Genomic DNA, 16,510 nt, shown 5'->3' with positions numbered 1-16,510 from the left:
GAGAAGCGGTGGCTCGTCCGCTGGTGCGACCATACCGCCCGCACTGCCGCACCCCGTACCCCCAAACTGGGGGTATCCGCGCCGAGCCGCGCTCAGTGCCAGCCCAGACCCCGAGTGCGTGGAGGCACCGATGCGGCTCCCCCGCCGCTCCCGGAGGCTACGGGCATGTCCTCGAACCGCGGCCGAGCCCGCGTCTGGCTGCGGCGCTACCTCCCGCTGGAGGTGTGCGGCACGATCGCCGCGCTGCTCGGCGCCTGGGTCGCCTACGAGGCGAGCGGGTCGCTCGCGATCGCCGCCATCGCGGGGAGCCTCGCCGAATCCGTCGGCTACTACGCGCTCGTCGTGGTGCGCGCCGCGCGCGATCATGCCGCGTCGGTGCGCGTGCGGCGGGTGCGCGCCGGGCGCGGACGAGGTCGCGCGGCGCTCGTGACCGCCTGGTTGACCATCCGAAGCGTCGCCGTGGAGTTCGGGCCGGCCGAGCTCGTGGACTCCGTGCTCGTGCGTCCGGCGCTGCTCTGGGCCGCGAGCGCCGCCCTCGGAGCGAACCCATGGGCCTGGCTCGTCGGCAAGCTCGCCGCCGACGCCGTGTTCTACGCGATCGCGATCGTGTCGTTCGAGCTCGGGCGCAGGGTGATCCTGCCGGACGCCGCCGCACCTGCACTGACGCACGAGGCCGCGAACGCCCCCGCACCCGTCGACCGGCCGGTCCACCGGCCGCTGATCTCTGGAGCCCCGCGATGACCGTCACCACCACCGAGCACGGACGCCATGCCGACCGGCACCACCCCGGGTCCCGCCGTCACCGGAGCCGGGCCGAGCGACGCCGCGACGAGGCCGCGCCAGTCGACCGGGGTTCGGAAGGGTCGGGCGCTCAGGGCCTGCCGGAGCTGCCGCCCCACCGCGAGCTCGTGCGACGACGACTGGCCGAGGAGGCGCGGCGCAGCGACCTGGTGGGCCTCGCCGAGCGGCACGGCACGCCGCTGCTCGTGCTCGACGCCGACCGGGTCGCCTCGCAGCTGCTCGAGCTGCGCCGGCAGCTGCCGGGGGTCGAGATCCACGTCGCCCTGAAGGCACTCCCCCACCCGGCGCTCATCCGCGCCGTCGACGCGTTCGGCGCGAGCTTCGACGTCGCCTCGCGCGGCGAGCTCGACCTGCTCGAGGGCGAGGGCGTCGACCTCTCGCGATGCGTGCACACGCACCCGGTCAAGTCGGTCGCCGAGCTCACGGGCGCCTATCTCCGCGGGGTCCGCACGTTCGTCGTCGACGACGCCGGCGAGGTCGACAAGTTCGCGGGCCTTCCGCCCGACGCTCGCGTGCTCGTGCGCCTCTCCTTTCCGAATCCGGATGCCGCGGCCGACCTCTCCGCGAAGTTCGGCGTCGCTCCCGAGGCCGCGCGCGAGCTCGTCGAGCACTGCCTGCGGGCAGGCCGCCAGGTCGCGGGCTTCACGTTCCACGTCGGCAGCCAGACGACGAGCGCCGAGCCGTGGCGTCGCGCCATCACCCGCACGCTGCAGCTCATGCGCGACCTCGAGGGCCGGCTCGGCGTCGAGTTCGACACGCTCGACCTCGGCGGCGGGTTCCCCGTCGCGTACGACGAGCCCGTGCCCGCGCTCGCGGTCATCGCGCACGGCATCCGAGACGCCCTCTCGGCCGTGCCGGCGCGCTACCGCGTGCTCGTCGAGCCTGGTCGCTTCGTCGCGGCGCCCGCCATGACGCTCGTCACCCGGGTGGTCGGCAGCGCGACCCGGCCCGACGGCCGATGGGTGCACCTCGATGACGGGGTGTACGGCGCGTACTCGAACATCCCGGCCGAGGGCGTGCACGCGCTCGTGTTCGCGGCCTCGGAGCTCGCCCACCGCCCGCCCGCCGACGAGGATGCCGAGCGGGCCGTCCGACGCGTGCGCGAACTCGCGTACGCGCCGGTGACCCTGGCCGGGCCGACGTGCGACAGCGTCGACGTCATCGCGCGATCGCTGCGTCTGCCGAGGCTCGTCGCCGGCGACCTGCTCGTGAGCCCCATGATGGGCGCCTACACCTCGGCGACCGCGACGCGGTTCAACGGCATCGAACCGACCCCGATCCACGTGCTCGTGCGCGACGAGCAGGGCGTCGCGCACTGACGCCGCCGAACGCGACGACGGCCGCCCGCGGCATCCGCTCACCCGATGGTGATGACGGATGCCGCGGGCGGCCGTTCGTGCGAGCCGGCGGGCCCGGCCGGGTGCCGCCCGAGCCTGCTCAGACCAGCGAGTCGCGCCAGGCCGCGTGCAGCGCCGCGAACCGGCCCTCACCGCCGATGAGGTCGGCGGGCGAGCCGTCCTCGACGATGCGGCCGTGCTCCATGACGAGCACGCGGTCGGCGATCGCGACGGTCGACAGCCGGTGCGCGATGATGATCGCGGTTCGGTCGGCGAGCAGCGACTGCAGGCCCTCCTGGACGAGCCGCTCGCTCGGGATGTCGAGCGAACTGGTCGCCTCGTCGAGGATCAGCACGGCCGGGTTCGCGAGGAACGCGCGCGCGAACGAGATGAGCTGCCGCTGCCCCGCGCTCACGCGCCCGCCTCGCTTGTTCACGTCCGTGTCGTACCCGTTCGGCAGTCCCTCGATGAACTCGTGCGCACCGACGGCACGGGCGGCGGACACGATCTCGCCGAACGTCGCGTCGGGCTTGCCGAGCGCGATGTTGTCGGCCACCGAGCCCGAGAACAGGTACGCCTCCTGCGTGACCATGACGATCGCGCGGCGCAGGTCCTTCGGGTGCAGCGATCGCAGGTCGATGCCGTCGAGCTCGATCACGCCGTCGCTCGGGTCGTAGAACCGGGCGATGAGCTTCGCGAGCGTCGTCTTGCCCGCGCCGGTCGAGCCGACGAGCGCGATCGTCTGCCCCGCGGGCAGGTCGAGGTCGAACCGGGGCAGGATGACGCGGTCGCGCGTGTACGCGAACTCCACGTTCTCGAACCGCACGTGGCCGTTCGCGTTCCAGAGGTCGACCGGGTGCGCGGGGTCGGGCACGCTGGGCTCCTCCTCGAGCACGCCCGAGATCTTCTCGAGCGCGCTCGACGCCGACTGGTAGCCGTTGTAGAACACCGCCACGTCTTCCATCGGGTCGAAGAAGCGCTTCACGTAGAGCACGGCGGCCAGCAGCGCGCCGATCGCGAGCGAGCCCTCGACCACCCGGAACCCGCCGAGCACGATCGTGGCCGCAACCGAGACAGCGCCGATGAACGCGAGCGCCGGGTTGAACACCGTGAACAGGCCGAGGACCTTCGCGTTCACGTCGCGGTAGTCCTCGACGAGATCGCCGAACTCGTCCGCGTTGCGGCGCTCGGTGCGGAACGCCTGCACGGCTCGGATGCCGGTCATCGTCTCGACGAACTTCACGATGAGGCTCGCCGAGGCGACGCGCGAACGCCGGAACAGCGCCTGCGAGCGCACCTGGAACCAGCGCGTCACGAGCGTCATCGGGATCAGCGCGCCGAGCAGCACGAGCCCCGATGTCGGGTCGAGCAGCACGAGCGCCAGGGCCGTGAACGCCATGTAGGTGAACGAGCGCACGAGCACCACGAGCCCCTCGTCGAGGAGTTCGCGGATCGCGTCGAGGTCGCTCGTCTGCCGCGAGATGATGCGGCCCGACGTGTACGACTCGTGGAATTCGAGGCTCAGGCGCTGCGTGTGCAGGAACACCCGCGTGCGCAGGTCGATGAGCACCGCCTGGCTGACGCGCGCCGACAGGCGGATGTACACCGCGATCAGGAACGCACCGACGACCCCGGTCGCGAGGTATGCGAGCACCGCGAGCCCGGCCGGGAACCAGTCCTGCTCGACCAGCGCGGGAATGCCGCTATCGATGCCGTACGCGATGATCGCGGGCCCGGCGGCCTGCGCGGCCGACGAGAGCACCACGGCGAGCGCGGTGAGCCACAGCCGCGAGCGCTGCGGCCGCAGCAGCGACCCGAGCAGGCGCACCGAGCGTCGCCGGATCTCGCGCGATTCGGCGCGTGTGTAGTCGAGGCGTTCTTCGCCCTGGACGCCGCTCACGCTCATGATGCGCCTCCCGTGCTGATCGGTCCGGTCATGGTGTTCTGCAGTCTGCGTTCCCGTTCGGCGGCGTCGCGTCCGGCCGCCTCGGTGTCGGATGCGACGGCGTCGCCGAATCCGGGCTGGTTCACGGCGTCGTCCTCGAGGCTCGAGATGACGAAGCGGTAGTGCTCGCTCTCGCGGAGGAGCTCGGAGTGCGTGCCGACCGCGGTGACGCGGCCGTCCTCGAGCAGGGCGACCCGGTCGGCCATCGTGACCGTCGAGGGTCGATGCGCGACGATGAGCGCCGTGGTCGAGGCGAGCACCGATCGGAGCTCGGCTTCGACGCGCGCCTCGGTCGCGACGTCGAGCGCCGACAGCGGGTCGTCGAGCACGAGCACCGCGGGCTTGGCGGCGACGGCGCGTGCGAGCGCGAGACGCTGGCGCTGGCCGCCCGACAGGCTCATGCCCTCTTCGCCGACCTTGGTGTCGACCCCCTCGGGCAGGTCGTACGCGAAGCCCGCCTGCGCGATGCGCAGCGCCTCGTGGAGCACCTGCTCGGCCGCCTCGCCCTCGAGCTCCGGACGCCCGAGCAGCACGTTGGCGCGCACGGAGTCGCTGAAGAGCGTCGCGTCCTCGAAGGCCATCGCGATGTGGCGGCGCAGCTCCTCACGGGAGAGGCCGCGCACGTCGACGCCGTCGAGCGTGATGGAGCCGCCCGTGACGTCGTAGAGGCGCGTGGTGAGCGCCGTCATCGTGGTCTTGCCCGAGCCGGTCAGGCCCACGAGCGCCATGGTCTCGCCAGGCCGGATGTCGAGGTCGACCCCCTGCAGCAGGTCGCCGAAGCGCTCGGGCGAGTCCTGGTACCGGAAGCGCACGTCGGTGAAGCTCAGCGCCCCGGTCGGGCGGTCGAGCACGCGCGGCGATTCGGGGTCGGTCACGGTGTTCTCGCTGTCGATCACCTCGAAGAACCGGTCGGTCGCGGTGCGCGCGTCGAGCGCGAAGGCCAGCAGGAACCCGATCGACTCGATCGGCCACGCGAGCATCGTCGCGGTCGCGAAGAACGCCACGAGCGCGCCGACGGTCATCTGGTCGTTCGCGGTCAGCCAGATGCCGAACCCGAGGCACAGCGCGATCGAGACCGCCGGGACGAGCAGCAGCCACGCCCAGATGTTCGCGTCGAGGCGCGCCTTCTCGATCTCGGTGCTGCGCAGCGACTCGGCCTGCTCGCGGAAGCTCGAGAGCGCGTGCTTGCCGCGACCGAAGGCCTTCAGGACGCGGATGCCGTGCACCGATTCCTCGACCGCGGTCGCGAGGTCGCCGGACTGGTCCTGGCTCCGGCGGGAGAGCGCGGAGTAGCGACCCTCGAACCGGAAGCCGACGATCCAGAGCGGCATCGCGCACACGAGGAACACGAGCCCGAGCATCCAGTTCATCGAGATGAGGATGCCGGTGCCGACGACGATCGTGAGCAGGTTCACGAACGTGAACACGAGCCCGAACGAGAGCCAGCGCCGGATGAGGCCGAGGTCGCTCACGGCTCGCGAGAGCAACTGCCCGCTGGGCCACTTGTCGTGGAAGCTCACGGGCAGGTCCTGCAGCTTGGCGTACAGCGCGTTGCGCATGCGCGACTCGACGCGCGTGCCCGGGCCGACGACGACCCAGCGCCGGAGCGCGTAGAACACGGCCTCGAGCGTGCCGAGGCCGAGGATGAGCAGCGCGAACGGCACGACCGCGCTCGCGTCGCCGTCGGAGAGCGGGCCGTCGACCATCGACTCGAGCACCTGCGGGATCGAGAGGCCGATGAGCTGGCCGGCCGAAGCGAAGACGGCGCTGAGGACGAAGGCGGGCGCGGCGCGCCCGATGAAGACGCGGAGGCGCCAGAGCGCGCGCACCGCGTTGAGGTCGGAGCCGACGGGCGTGGATTCTGGGCGGAGCTGGGTGGCGGGCAAGGCCGTGTCCCTTTCGAGAGTGGTGTCGAGACGACCGCGCGCGTGAGCGGTCGGCAGCGCGGCAGACCTCGAGGTCGTGGCGCGAAGGGCGTCGCATGCGACGCAGGTGCGGGGCTACCGCTGATCAGGCAGGCGGAGCCTGCGGGGCCGGGTGCGAACTACCCTGTGATGCCCGTGACCCGGGAGGCCGGACGCAGAGCGCTACCGGCCACGTACGGGCGGGCGTAGCTGTCTGTCTGCATGGTGTCCTCCTGCGTCATCGTCGTCTTCTCACCAGCGGGCCGCGCGACCGCAGCCAGCCCTCCAGAATACGACGTCCGACGGGTCGCATGCAACACCACTCTCGCGAGTAGGCTGTGCGGACTCGTCACGCGCACGTGCGGCGCCCTGAACCCCGCCCCCGACCCGCTCCGCGACGAGACCCGAACCATCACGAGGAGGTCGCGTGGGAGCGACATCGACCGCTGCGGCGCGCGCCCGCGCCCACGGTGGCGTGTTCGCGGCCCTCGCGGCGGTCGTCCTCGTGCTCGCGTTCCTCGGCACCGCGATCGTCGACTCCCTCGCGAGCGCCTCGCTCAGCGGCCTTCGGAACGGGCTCGCAGCGGCCACCGGCACCGACGGGGCCGCGCGGTGGCAGATCCGCATCTCGGGCGATCCCGTCGAACAGGCGGATGCCGCGGCATCCGTGCTCGATCGCCTGCTCGTGCCCCGCGGCGCCGAGTGGTCGAGATCGGTGCAGGCGTCCCCCGTCGACGCGCGCGGCGGCGACGGCGCCTTCGACGCGGTGATCCTCGCCGACGACGGGCTCGCCGACCGGTCCACGCTCGCGAGCGGCGTCTGGCCCGACGACCCCGACGCGGCCGCGATCGCCGCGCGCGCGGCATCCGGCGGCATTCCGACCACGGTGCAGGCCGCCGCCGCCGAGGCGCAGGGGCTCGAGCTCGGCGACGTCGTCGAGCTCGGCGGGGTCGGCTCGCCGGCAACCCCGCCGCTGGTCGTCGTCGGCACGTGGACGCCCGATGACGCCGCCGCCCCGGTCTGGTTCGACGACCCGGTCGTCTCGGCCGGCGCGGTCGAGGGCGCGGTCGGCCCGTTCGTGGTCGCCGACGAGGGCGCGCTCGCCGACCTGCCTGCGGCGGTCGTCGTGCGTTGGACGGCGATCACGACGCCCGCCTCGTCGACCCCCGAGACTGCGGCCGACCTGCGTGCCGTGCTCCCGAACGTGGAACCCGCCCTTCGCGCCGCCGACGGCATCGGCACCGATGGGCTCGGCACCTCCGGCGGACTCGTCGGCACGCTCGATCGCCTGCTCGCCGGCCTCACGACCGTGCGAGCCGTCGCACCGCTGCCCGTGCTGCTGCTCGGGTTCGCCGGGTTCGCCGCCGTCGACCGGCTCGCGGCGCTCCTCGCGGCCGGTCGCCGCGGCGAGACCCAGCTGCTCCGCGCACGAGGGGCCTCGGCCGTTCGGCTCGCGTCCATCACCGCGGGCGAGGTCGCGACCATCGCCCTGCCGACCGCGCTCGCCGGTGCCGCCGTCGCCGAGGCCGTGCTCCGCGCCCTGCGCCCCGACGAGGGCCGGTCCTGGGCGATCGCGGCGCTCGTTGCGGGCGTCGCGACCCTCGGTGCCGTCGCCCTCGTGGCCGGTCGCGCCTGGTGGGAGGCCACGCGTCCGCTGCTGCGCGGCTCGGGCGACGAGGTGGGGCGGATGCCGCGGGCGGCCGTCGCCGGCGGCGTACTGCTCGTCGTGGTCGCCGCGGCCGTGACGCTGTGGCAGTTCCGGCTCTACGGATCCCCCCTCGTGGCGAACGCGTCGGGCGTGCTCGAGGTCGATCCGGTCGCCGTGCTCGCGCCCGTGCTCGTGCTCGTGGCGCTCGCCCTCGTCGGCAACGCCCTCGCGCGTCCGGTCGCGCGCGTGCTCGAGCGGCTCGCCGTCGCACGCCCCGGGCTCGTGCCCGCGCTGCCGATGCGCCAGCTCGCACGGCGCGCCGGACTCTACGCCTCCGCATCGCTCGTGACGGTGCTCGCGATCGGCGGCCTGACCCTCGCCGCGGCGTTCGCCGGCAGCTGGCAGAGCTTCGACCGGGCGGCCTCGGCGATGGCGGTCGGCGACGACGTGCGGGTCGCGTACGCGGGCCGGTCGCTCGTGCATGACGCCGATCCGCTCGCGCTCGTCGACCCGTTCGCGGGGGCGCCGGGCGTCGATTCGAGCCTGCCCGTGTTCCGCGGCGAGGCGCGCATCGGCTCCGAACCCGCGACGCTCATCGCGCTGCCCGCTGCCGATGCCTCGGCCGACGCAGGCGCGGGCGCGGGTTCGTCGGCCGCGGCCGACGGAGGTTCCACCCTCGATCCCTCCGCGCTCCAGTCTGTTCAGGCACCCGAACTCCCGTCGGGCGCCTCGACGCTCGACGTCGATGTGCAGGTCACGGCGCCCGGCGTTCCCGGTTCCGTCGCGGTCGCGGCATGGGTGCTCGGACCCGACGGCGACGCCGCCCGGCTGCCGGCGGGCTCGTTCGACGTTGCAGCGGGCGGCGGCGCCGGTCGGGTCGCACTGCCCGAACTCGGCGGGCTGCGGCTGCTCGGCTTCGACGCGACCCTCGACGGATCGCAGGGGCTCGGCACGGTCGAGGTGCGCTTCGGCGACGTCCGGATCGACGGCGCGCCCGCGGCATCCGACCTAGCTGCCGATACGGTCGTGCGGGTGAGCGCGAAGACGCCGACCGCGCGCACGCCCGTCGCCGGTGCGGCCGAGGTCGAACCCGTGCCCGCGGTGCTCGGGGCGCCCCTCGCCGCGCGCATCGACGTCCGGCCCGGCGATGCGTTCACCTTCCGGCTGCTCACGGGCGGTGCGGATGTCACGGCCGTCGTCGCGGGCATCGCCCCCGCCGTGCCGGGCGCGGGCGGCTCCGGCCTGCTCGTCGACCTCGCGGGCCTCTCCCAGGCCGCGTTCGTCGCGGGAGCGGGCGTGCCGGCGTACACCGACCGGTGGATCTCCACCTCCGAGCCGTCGGCCGTCGCCGACGGCATCCGCGAGGAGCGGAGCACGGCGCTCACCACGACGACGCTGGCCGACGCGTCGTCCGCGCCGCTCATCGGACCGGCCGTCGCCGCACTCTGGGCGGGGGCCGGGGGCGCGCTGCTCTTCGCGGCGGTCGCGGTGGCCGCCCTCACCGCCGCGCTCTCCCGCGCGCGCTTCGGCGAGGTCGTCGTGCTGCGCGCGCTCGGCATGCCCGCGACGCTCCAGGCGAGGGCACGGTCGGCCGAGCTCGCGGCGGCGCTCGGCACGGCCGTCGTCGTCGGGGCGGCCGTCGGCGCGCTCACCGCGGCCGTGACCGCCAGGGAGCTCGCGCGCGCCGCGGTCGCCGGAGCGCCGGCCTCGCTGGGCGTCGACCTGACGCTCGACGTGGTGCCGTGGGCGCTCGGACTCGTCGCGTTCGTCGCGGCGACGGCCCTGATCGGCCGGCTCGCCGCGGCATCCGTGCGACGACTGGCGGCGACGCCCGGCATCCGCGAGGAGGAGCGATGAGGGGCTCGCGCCGTTCGCGGCTCTCGACCGCCGGACTGCTGCGCCGACACCTGACGACCTCGCCGGGGGCGTCGATCGCGCTCGCCCTGCTCGTGCTCGTCGGTGCGCTGCTGGCCACCGCGGTGCCGCGCGCCGCGACCGCGCTGCACACCGAGGCCCTCCACGAGCAGCTCGCCGACCTCCCGGCGGCCGAGCTCGACCTCACCGCCTCGGCGCGGGAGCGGCCAAGCGTCGGCCCGTCGGCGAACGGCACCACCCTCGCCCCCGACGTCGAGGCGGTCTGGGGCGCGCAGGAGGATCACCTCGCGGCGATCGTCGACGAGATGCCCCCGCGACTCGCCGCGATCACCGAACCGCCCCTCGCGATGCTCACGGTCGCCCCGGTGCGCGCGCAGGTCCCCGGCGCCGGCCCGAGCGCGCCGTCGTACCGCGTCATGCCCGGGTTCGATCCCCGGCTCCGCGAGCACGTCGAACTGACCTCCGGTGCCTGGCCGGCCCCCATCGAGGCGCCGGTCCCATCGAGCACGCCCATCGAGCTCGTGCTCACCGATGCCGTCGCCGAGCGCATGGAATGGGCGCTCGGCGAGCAGCGCTTCATCGACATCGACGGCACCTCGCAACCCGTGGTGCTCTCCGGCACGGTCTCCCCCGTCGACGCCACCGACGGAGTCTGGACCCACATCGTGCCAGCCCTCGAGCCGTCGGTCGTCGACAACGGTCTCGCGCCGCCCGAGATCACCGCCGTCGCGTTCCTCGACCCGGCGTCGTGGTCGGACTTCGCGCGGGTGAGCGTGCCGCTCACGCTCGAGGTCTGGATCCCGATCGACACCGCGAGCATCACGGCGGATGCCTCGGCCGAACTCGCGCCCATGCTCGGGCGCTTCTCGAGCGACCTCCACGCGGTCGGCGACGGCGGCTGGGTCGACGAGTACTACACGGTGGCCGGCCTCGGCTTCGCGAGCAGCCTGCGCGACGAGCTCGCGCTCGCGGCCGCCGCGGCCGCCGCGAGCGATGCCCTGCTCGCCACCGTCGCGTCCGGGCCGATCGGCGTGATGGTCGCCGTGCTCGTGCTCGGTGCACGCGTCGTCTTCGAGCGTCGGCGCGAGGGCCTCGAACTCGTGGCCGCCCGCGGCGCCTCGAACGGGCAGCTCCGCGGCATCCTCGCCATCGAGGGCGGGCTCATCGGCCTGCCCGCCGCGATCCTCGGCGGCATCCTCGGAACCCTGGCGTTCGACGCCGACGGCGGAGCCGCCGGGTGGGTCGTCGCCGCGGTGTTCGCCGTCACGCCGGCGGCGCTCCTCATCGCCTCGGCCCCTTCGCTGAGCCCGCTCAGGCGGGTCCGCGCCGACCTCGGCGCAGCGGGCGGCGGGCGACTGCGCTGGATCGGCGAGCTGGTGCTCGTGCTGCTCGCCGCGGCCTCAGTGGTACTGCTGTTCCGACGCGGCCTCGCCTCGTCGGCGGCCTCGGTCGGCGTCGACCCGCTGCTCGCCGCCGTTCCGCTGCTGCTCTCGCTCGTGGCCTGCCTCGTCGTGCTCCGGATCTACCCGTTGCCGCTCGCGCGCATCGTGCGCTCGATGGCCGCCAAGCCCGGGCTCGTCGGGTTCCTCGGATCGGCTCGGGCGCTCCGCGACCCGTCGGCCGGGCTCGTGCCCGTGCTCGCGGTCGTGGTCGGCGTCGCGGTCGCCGTGTTCTCGTCGGTGCTGCTCGGCACGATCCGCTCGGGCGTCGAGGCCGCGGCATCCCACCGCGTCGGAGCCGATGCCTCGGTCGCCGGTCGACCGCTCACGCGGGCGCAGCTCGACGAGATGCGGGCGGTGCCCGGCGTCGAGGCGATCGCCCCGGTCTACTCGACCCGCAACGCGTCGATCACGATCGACGGCCGGCAGCGCACCACGACGCTCATCGTGATCGACGTCGCCGAGATGCAGGTCGTGCAGCACGGACGGCCCGACGCGACGCCCCTGCCGGACTCGCTCGCCGACCCGCCGTCAGCCGACGGCGTGCCCGTGCTCGTCTCCGGGGTCGTGGACTCGGTCACCGCCGAGGCCACCGAGGTCGAGATCGACGGGGACCCGTTCTCGGTCGAGGGCGTGGTCGAGGGCACCACCGCGTACTCGCCCCGTGCGAACTGGATGCTCATCGATGTCGCGAACGCCCGCCCGTACACCGACACGCTCGTGCCCCGCACGGTGCTCGTGCGATTCGACCCCGGCGTCGACGCGGAGGCCGTCGTCGCCGACCTCGAGCACATCTCGCCCGACAGCACCGTGGAGACGCCCGATCGCGTGGCCGAGGACCTCGGCTCCCGGCCGACCGTGCAGGGGCTCGTCGCCGCGCTCTTCGCCGCGATCGTGCTGGTGAGCCTGCTCACCGCGCTCGCGATCGTCCTGACGCTGATCGTCGGACGACCCGCCCGCGATCGCCTGCTGCCCCTGCTCGCGACCCTCGGCCTCGACCGCCGCGGCGAGCGCGCGCTCGTCGCCTGGGAGATCGCACCGGTCACGGCCGTGTCGCTCGTGGTCGGCGCCGCGCTCGGGGCCGTGCTGCCGTTCGTGGTGCTCGGCGGAATCGACCTGAGCTCGTTCACCGGCGGCGACGCCCAACCCGCGGTCGCCTACGACCCGTGGCTCATCGCGGGGGTGCTCGCGACATCCGTCATCGTGACGATCGTCGCGTCGGCGCTCGCCGCCTCGTTCGGGTCGCGCATCGACGTGGCGCGCGCGATGCGCAAGGAGGAGGAAGGATGATCACGTGGCAGACACGCTGACCGGCCCGCACATCCTGTGCACCGACCTGGTGCGCATCTTCACGGCCGACGGGGTCGAGGTGCAGGCGTTGCAGGGGTTGAACCTGCGCGTCGAACCCGGCGAGATGGTGGCCGTGATCGGCGCCTCCGGCTCCGGCAAGTCGACCCTGCTCACGATCCTCTCGGGGCTCGACACGGCGACCGCGGGCAGTGCGAGCGTGGCCGGCCACGACCTGCTCGCCATGCGCTCGCGCGAGCGGGTGCAGTACCGCAGGCGCACCGTCGGCTTCGTCTGGCAGCAGACCTCGCGAAACCTCCTCCCCTACCTCACCGCGGCCGAGAACATCGCTCTCGCGATGAACGTCGCCGGCACCTCGCGCGGCGCGGCCCGGAGCGCACGCGTGGGCGAACTGCTCGAGCTGCTCCAGGTCGGCGAGGTGCACGACCGCCGACCCGCCGAGCTCTCGGGCGGTCAGCAGCAGCGCGTCGCCATCGCCGTCGCGCTCGCGAACGACCCGCTCGTGCTGCTCGCCGACGAACCGACGGGCGAACTCGACGAGGCCACGTCGGCCGCCGTGCTCGATGCCATGCGCAGCGTCAACGAGGAGCTGGGCGTGACCACGCTCATCGTCACGCACGACCCCACCGTGTCGGACCACGTGCGGCGCACCGTGCAGATCCGCGACGGTCGCACCTCCACCGAGGTGCTGCGCTCGACGCGCGTCGACGAGCACGGCACCGAGGAGCACATCGCCGAGGAGTTCGCGGTGCTCGACCGCGTCGGGCGCCTGCAGCTGCCGCACGAATTCGTGCAGCGCCTCGACCTGCGCGACCGGGTGCGTCTCGCGCTCGAGCCCGACCACGTCGGCGTCTGGCCCGGCAGCGGCACCAGCGGGGCGGATGCCGCGGCCGACCGTCGATCCGACGTCGCCACCGAGTCGAACCCCGCCGCCGCACCCGCCGATCGCCCCGATGCCACCGGGCGCCGGGCCGCGGCGGGCGACGCTGCCGCCACCGCACCGGACGCACCACGGCATGCCCCGCGGCACGCCGCACCCGACGGGGAGGAGACGCGATGACCACGCTGAAGGCCGAGCACGTCGGCCGCGACTTCGAGACGCATGCGGGCGTCGTCCATGCCGTGATCGACGTCTCGCTCGAGGTCCGCCCCGGTGAACTCCTCGTCGTCACCGGGCCGTCGGGAGCCGGCAAGACGACCCTGCTGAACCTGCTCGGCGGCCTCGACCGCCCCACCTCGGGCCGGGTCCTGCTCGGCGATTCCGACCTCTCGACGCTCGACGACGACGCACTGGCGGCGATCCGCCGCGAGCGACTCGGCTACGTGTTCCAGTCGTTCGGCCTCATCCCGGTGCTCTCGGCGTCCGAGAACGTCGAGGTGCCGTTGCGCCTGCTCCGCATGCCGCCGGTCGAGCGCGGTGCGCGCGTCGCCGAGGCGCTCGAGGCGGTCGGGTTGGGCGCGCACGGATCGCAGCGACCGTACGAGCTCTCAGGCGGTCAGCAGCGACGCGTGGGCATCGCCCGCGCGCTCGCGGCGCGACCGAGCCTGCTGCTGGCCGATGAGCCGACGGGGCAGCTCGACAGCAGCACCGCGGCGACGGTGATGGACCTCATCGGCGAGCTCGTGCACGCCCGAGGTGTGGCCGCGGTGGTCACGACGCACGATCCGGCGCTCGTGCGCCGAGCCGACCGCGTGCTCGAACTGCACGACGGGGTCGTGAAGCGGGTCAGCGCACCCGCACCGACAGGCACGTGACGCAGCCTTCGAGCTTCTCGAACTCGCTGATGTCAACCGTCACGACCCGATAGCCGAGGTTCGAGAGCATCGCCGCGGTCTCGGGGGCCGCCGACGACATGAGCAGCGACTCGTCGCTCAACGCGACGACCGCGACGCCCTCGGGCTCGCGCACCGGCAGGAATCGCGGGAACAGGCTCGGCACGTCGACGAGATCGGGGTCGCCGATCACGGTGCCGTCTGGCAGCGCCGTCACGGCGCTCTTCAGGTGCAGCGCCTTGGTCAACGGCACGGCGACGACCTCGTAGCGGTGCGGCGCGAGCAGCGCACGCAACTGGCGGATGCCCTCGGCGTTCGTGCGCGAGCTCGCGCCGACGTAGACGGTCGAGCCGACCTTGAGCACGTCGCCGCCGTCGAGCGTTCCGGGCGCGAGGATGGTCGCGACCGTGATGCCGGGGATGTTGCGCACCGCGCGCTCGACCGCCTCGGTCTCGGGGCGACGCGACTCGGCGCCGGGGTGCGCGATCACGGCGAGGTCGCCGAACATGACCACCGCGTCCTCGACGAACACCGAGTCGGCCAGGTCGGGCGCGGCATCGACCTCGACGGTCTCCCAGCCCTCCGCCACGAGCGCGGCGCAGTAGTTGTCCCACTGCTCGTCGGCGAGCGCGTGGTCGACGGGACGACGGTCGAGGTGCGTGAGCAGTCCCTCGTCGAGGTTGGTCGCCGGGATGCGCACGAGCGCGATGCGCCGCGCCGCCCGCTTCGGGGCGTACGAGAGGATGCCGTTCAGCACGCGCGGCGCGAGCAGCATCTCGCCCACGACCACCGCGACGATGAAGAGCAGGTTCAGGCTCACGAGCGAACCGACGACGAAGAGGAAGAGCGGGCCCGAGAACGGGATGCCGATCGACGTCGCCGTGACGGTCGTGCCGACGAGCGCCGCCAGGCAGGCCGATGTGAAGCCCACGATGAGCGTCAGGAACCAGGCCCGCGTCGCGCCGGCGGCGTTGCCCACCGAGAGCAGCGCCCAGGTGATGAACGCGACCAGGGCGAAGTGCCCCGAGACCTGCGCGAACGCCTGCGGCGACTGCCCGTTGCCGATGAAGAACGCGACGATGGCGACGAGGCCCGCGAGCCCGGCGACCGCCGCCGAGGCGAGGAAGACGGCCAGAACCCGGCGTCCGAGCGTCGGCTCCGGCGTGAACCGGGCAGGGGCGGCGGGCGTGGCGGCGGGGGACGTCATGGGGTTGAGCCTAGCGGCCCCCGCCGCGCAGTCAGTTCGCGGCGTCGAGCCTGGCGTGGGCGAGGCGGTCGGCCGCCGCGAGCGTCGTGGTGCCGTGCTCGTCGGCCGATCGGAGCACGGATGCCACGGTGTCGCCGATCGCCGCGATGCGGGCGTCGAGTGCGTCGGCGTCGGCGTCGTCACCGCTCGCGACATCGAGGTAGATGACGCCGCCCGCGTTCACGACGAAATCGGGCGCCCAGACGATGCCGCGTTCGGTGAGGAGGCCCGCCACCTCGCGCGAGGCGAGCTGGTTGTTCGCCGCACCGACGACGGCCCTGACCCGCAGGTCGCGCACCACCTCGGGTGTCAGCGCGCCGCCGAGCCCGCACGGCACGAACACGTCGGCCTCGACGAGATGCGCGTCGGCCGGGTCGACCCAGGCCGCGTCGAGCTCGTCGGCGAGGGCCCGCTTGCCGGTCGCGACATCCGTCACCGTGAGCTCGGCGCCGCCGGCCGCGAGCGACCTCGCGAGGCGTCCGCCGACCTGCCCGAGACCCGAGATCACGAGGTGTCGGCCGGCCAGGTCGCGCGAGCCGAAGACGTGCTCGAGCGTGGCGAGGATCGACGCGTGCACGCCGGCGGCGGTCGCGTCGGCCGGTTCGCCCACGCCGCCCTGCTCGGCCGGGAGCCCGCAGACGTGCGCCGTGCGCTCGGCGACGACGGCCATGCGCTCGGCGCTCGTGCCGACGTCTTCGGCGGTCATGTAGGCGCCGCCGAGCGACTCGACGGCATCGCCCAGGTCGAGCATGGCGTCGTGGACGGCCCGACCGTCGAGGGGTGCGCCGTCGGGGATCACGACGACGGCCTTGCCGCCGCCGCGCGCGAGTCCGGCCGCGGCGTTCTTCATGGTCATCGCCTGCGAGAGGCGCAGCGCGTCGGCGAGGCCGTCGGTCCAGCTCGCGTACCGCCAGACGCGCGCGCCGCCGAGGGCCTGGCCCAGTCGGGTCGAGTGCACCGCCACGATGATCGTGAGCCCGGATCGGCGTCCGTGCGAGATGAGCACGCGCTCGTGATCGGGGGCTTCGAGCGGGAGGGCTGTCATGGTCGCCCGGGCTGCGAGGGGGTCGGCAGGGGCGTGGGTGATCGTCATCGATCGTTCTCCTTGTTCATCCGCCTCGTGGGCGGAACGGTTCCGGCGCCTCATGAGCGCCTTCACCACAAGAATACTGCGCTCGTGGGATGCGTCGACGGGTTGACGGATGCCGCGTCGACGGGTCGCGGATGCCGCGGG

General features: G+C 73.7%; 10 protein-coding genes. 6 read left to right on the top strand and 4 right to left on the bottom strand.

The window, feature by feature from the left end:
• Window positions 1-165 precede the first annotated feature (165 nt).
• Both ATC03_RS05890 and ATC03_RS05885 read left to right on the top strand, forming a co-directional pair.
• Window positions 166-741, top strand: coding sequence for a hypothetical protein (locus ATC03_RS05890; protein WP_067874297.1), 576 nt, complete (start codon window positions 166-168; stop codon window positions 739-741).
• Window positions 738-2,120 carry a type III PLP-dependent enzyme gene (locus ATC03_RS05885; protein WP_084003329.1) on the top strand — a complete coding sequence of 461 codons (1,383 nt, stop codon included), beginning with the start codon at window positions 738-740 and terminating at the stop codon, window positions 2,118-2,120. Before ATC03_RS05890 ends, ATC03_RS05885 begins: the two co-directional genes overlap by 4 nt.
• A gap of 118 nt (window positions 2,121-2,238) precedes the next feature.
• Here ATC03_RS05885 and ATC03_RS05880 read toward each other — a convergent pair whose 3' ends face one another.
• Together ATC03_RS05880 and ATC03_RS05875 are read right to left on the bottom strand one after the other, a co-directional pair.
• On the bottom strand, window positions 2,239-4,044 hold the full coding sequence (locus ATC03_RS05880; protein WP_067874289.1) for an ABC transporter ATP-binding protein: 1,806 nt from the start codon (window positions 4,042-4,044) through the stop codon (window positions 2,239-2,241).
• Complete coding sequence (locus ATC03_RS05875) at window positions 4,041-5,969, bottom strand: ABC transporter ATP-binding protein (protein WP_169829222.1); 1,929 nt, start codon at window positions 5,967-5,969, stop codon at window positions 4,041-4,043. Before ATC03_RS05875 ends, ATC03_RS05880 begins: the two co-directional genes overlap by 4 nt.
• Before the next feature lie 445 nt (window positions 5,970-6,414).
• On the opposite strand from ATC03_RS05875, the gene ATC03_RS20210 reads away from it, so the two are divergent.
• From ATC03_RS20210 to ATC03_RS05850, 4 genes are read left to right on the top strand one after another with little or no spacing between them, the layout of a single operon-like run.
• Window positions 6,415-9,492: a hypothetical protein gene (locus tag ATC03_RS20210; RefSeq protein ID WP_152030883.1), complete on the top strand. Its 3,078-nt coding sequence runs from the start codon at window positions 6,415-6,417 to the stop codon at window positions 9,490-9,492.
• The gene (locus ATC03_RS05860) at window positions 9,489-12,239 is read left to right on the top strand and encodes an FtsX-like permease family protein (protein ID WP_067874284.1); all 2,751 of its coding nucleotides are present in this window, start codon (window positions 9,489-9,491) and stop codon (window positions 12,237-12,239) included. The genes ATC03_RS20210 and ATC03_RS05860 overlap by 4 nt, the downstream gene beginning before the upstream one ends.
• Before the next feature lie 4 nt (window positions 12,240-12,243).
• On the top strand, window positions 12,244-13,317 hold the full coding sequence (locus ATC03_RS05855) for an ABC transporter ATP-binding protein (protein ID WP_084003326.1): 1,074 nt from the start codon (window positions 12,244-12,246) through the stop codon (window positions 13,315-13,317).
• The gene (locus tag ATC03_RS05850; protein WP_067874281.1) at window positions 13,314-14,012 is read left to right on the top strand and encodes an ABC transporter ATP-binding protein; all 699 of its coding nucleotides are present in this window, start codon (window positions 13,314-13,316) and stop codon (window positions 14,010-14,012) included. The genes ATC03_RS05855 and ATC03_RS05850 overlap by 4 nt, the downstream gene beginning before the upstream one ends.
• Here the strand turns inward: ATC03_RS05850 and ddaH are convergent.
• Both ddaH and ATC03_RS05840 read right to left on the bottom strand, forming a co-directional pair.
• Window positions 13,984-15,237 (bottom strand): dimethylargininase, encoded by a 1,254-nt coding sequence (ddaH, locus tag ATC03_RS19945; RefSeq protein ID WP_084003325.1) that lies wholly within the window; start codon window positions 15,235-15,237, stop codon window positions 13,984-13,986. The genes ATC03_RS05850 and ddaH overlap by 29 nt on opposite strands.
• A gap of 31 nt (window positions 15,238-15,268) precedes the next feature.
• Window positions 15,269-16,369: a Glu/Leu/Phe/Val dehydrogenase family protein gene (locus ATC03_RS05840; protein WP_227820242.1), complete on the bottom strand. Its 1,101-nt coding sequence runs from the start codon at window positions 16,367-16,369 to the stop codon at window positions 15,269-15,271.
• Window positions 16,370-16,510: the final 141 nt, after the last annotated feature.

This window comes from Agromyces aureus, assembly GCF_001660485.1.
GTDB classification, from domain to species: Bacteria; Actinomycetota; Actinomycetes; order Actinomycetales; family Microbacteriaceae; genus Agromyces; species Agromyces aureus.
Note: the sequence above shows the minus strand (reverse complement) of the source record. Positions and strands in the feature narration are given on the sequence as shown.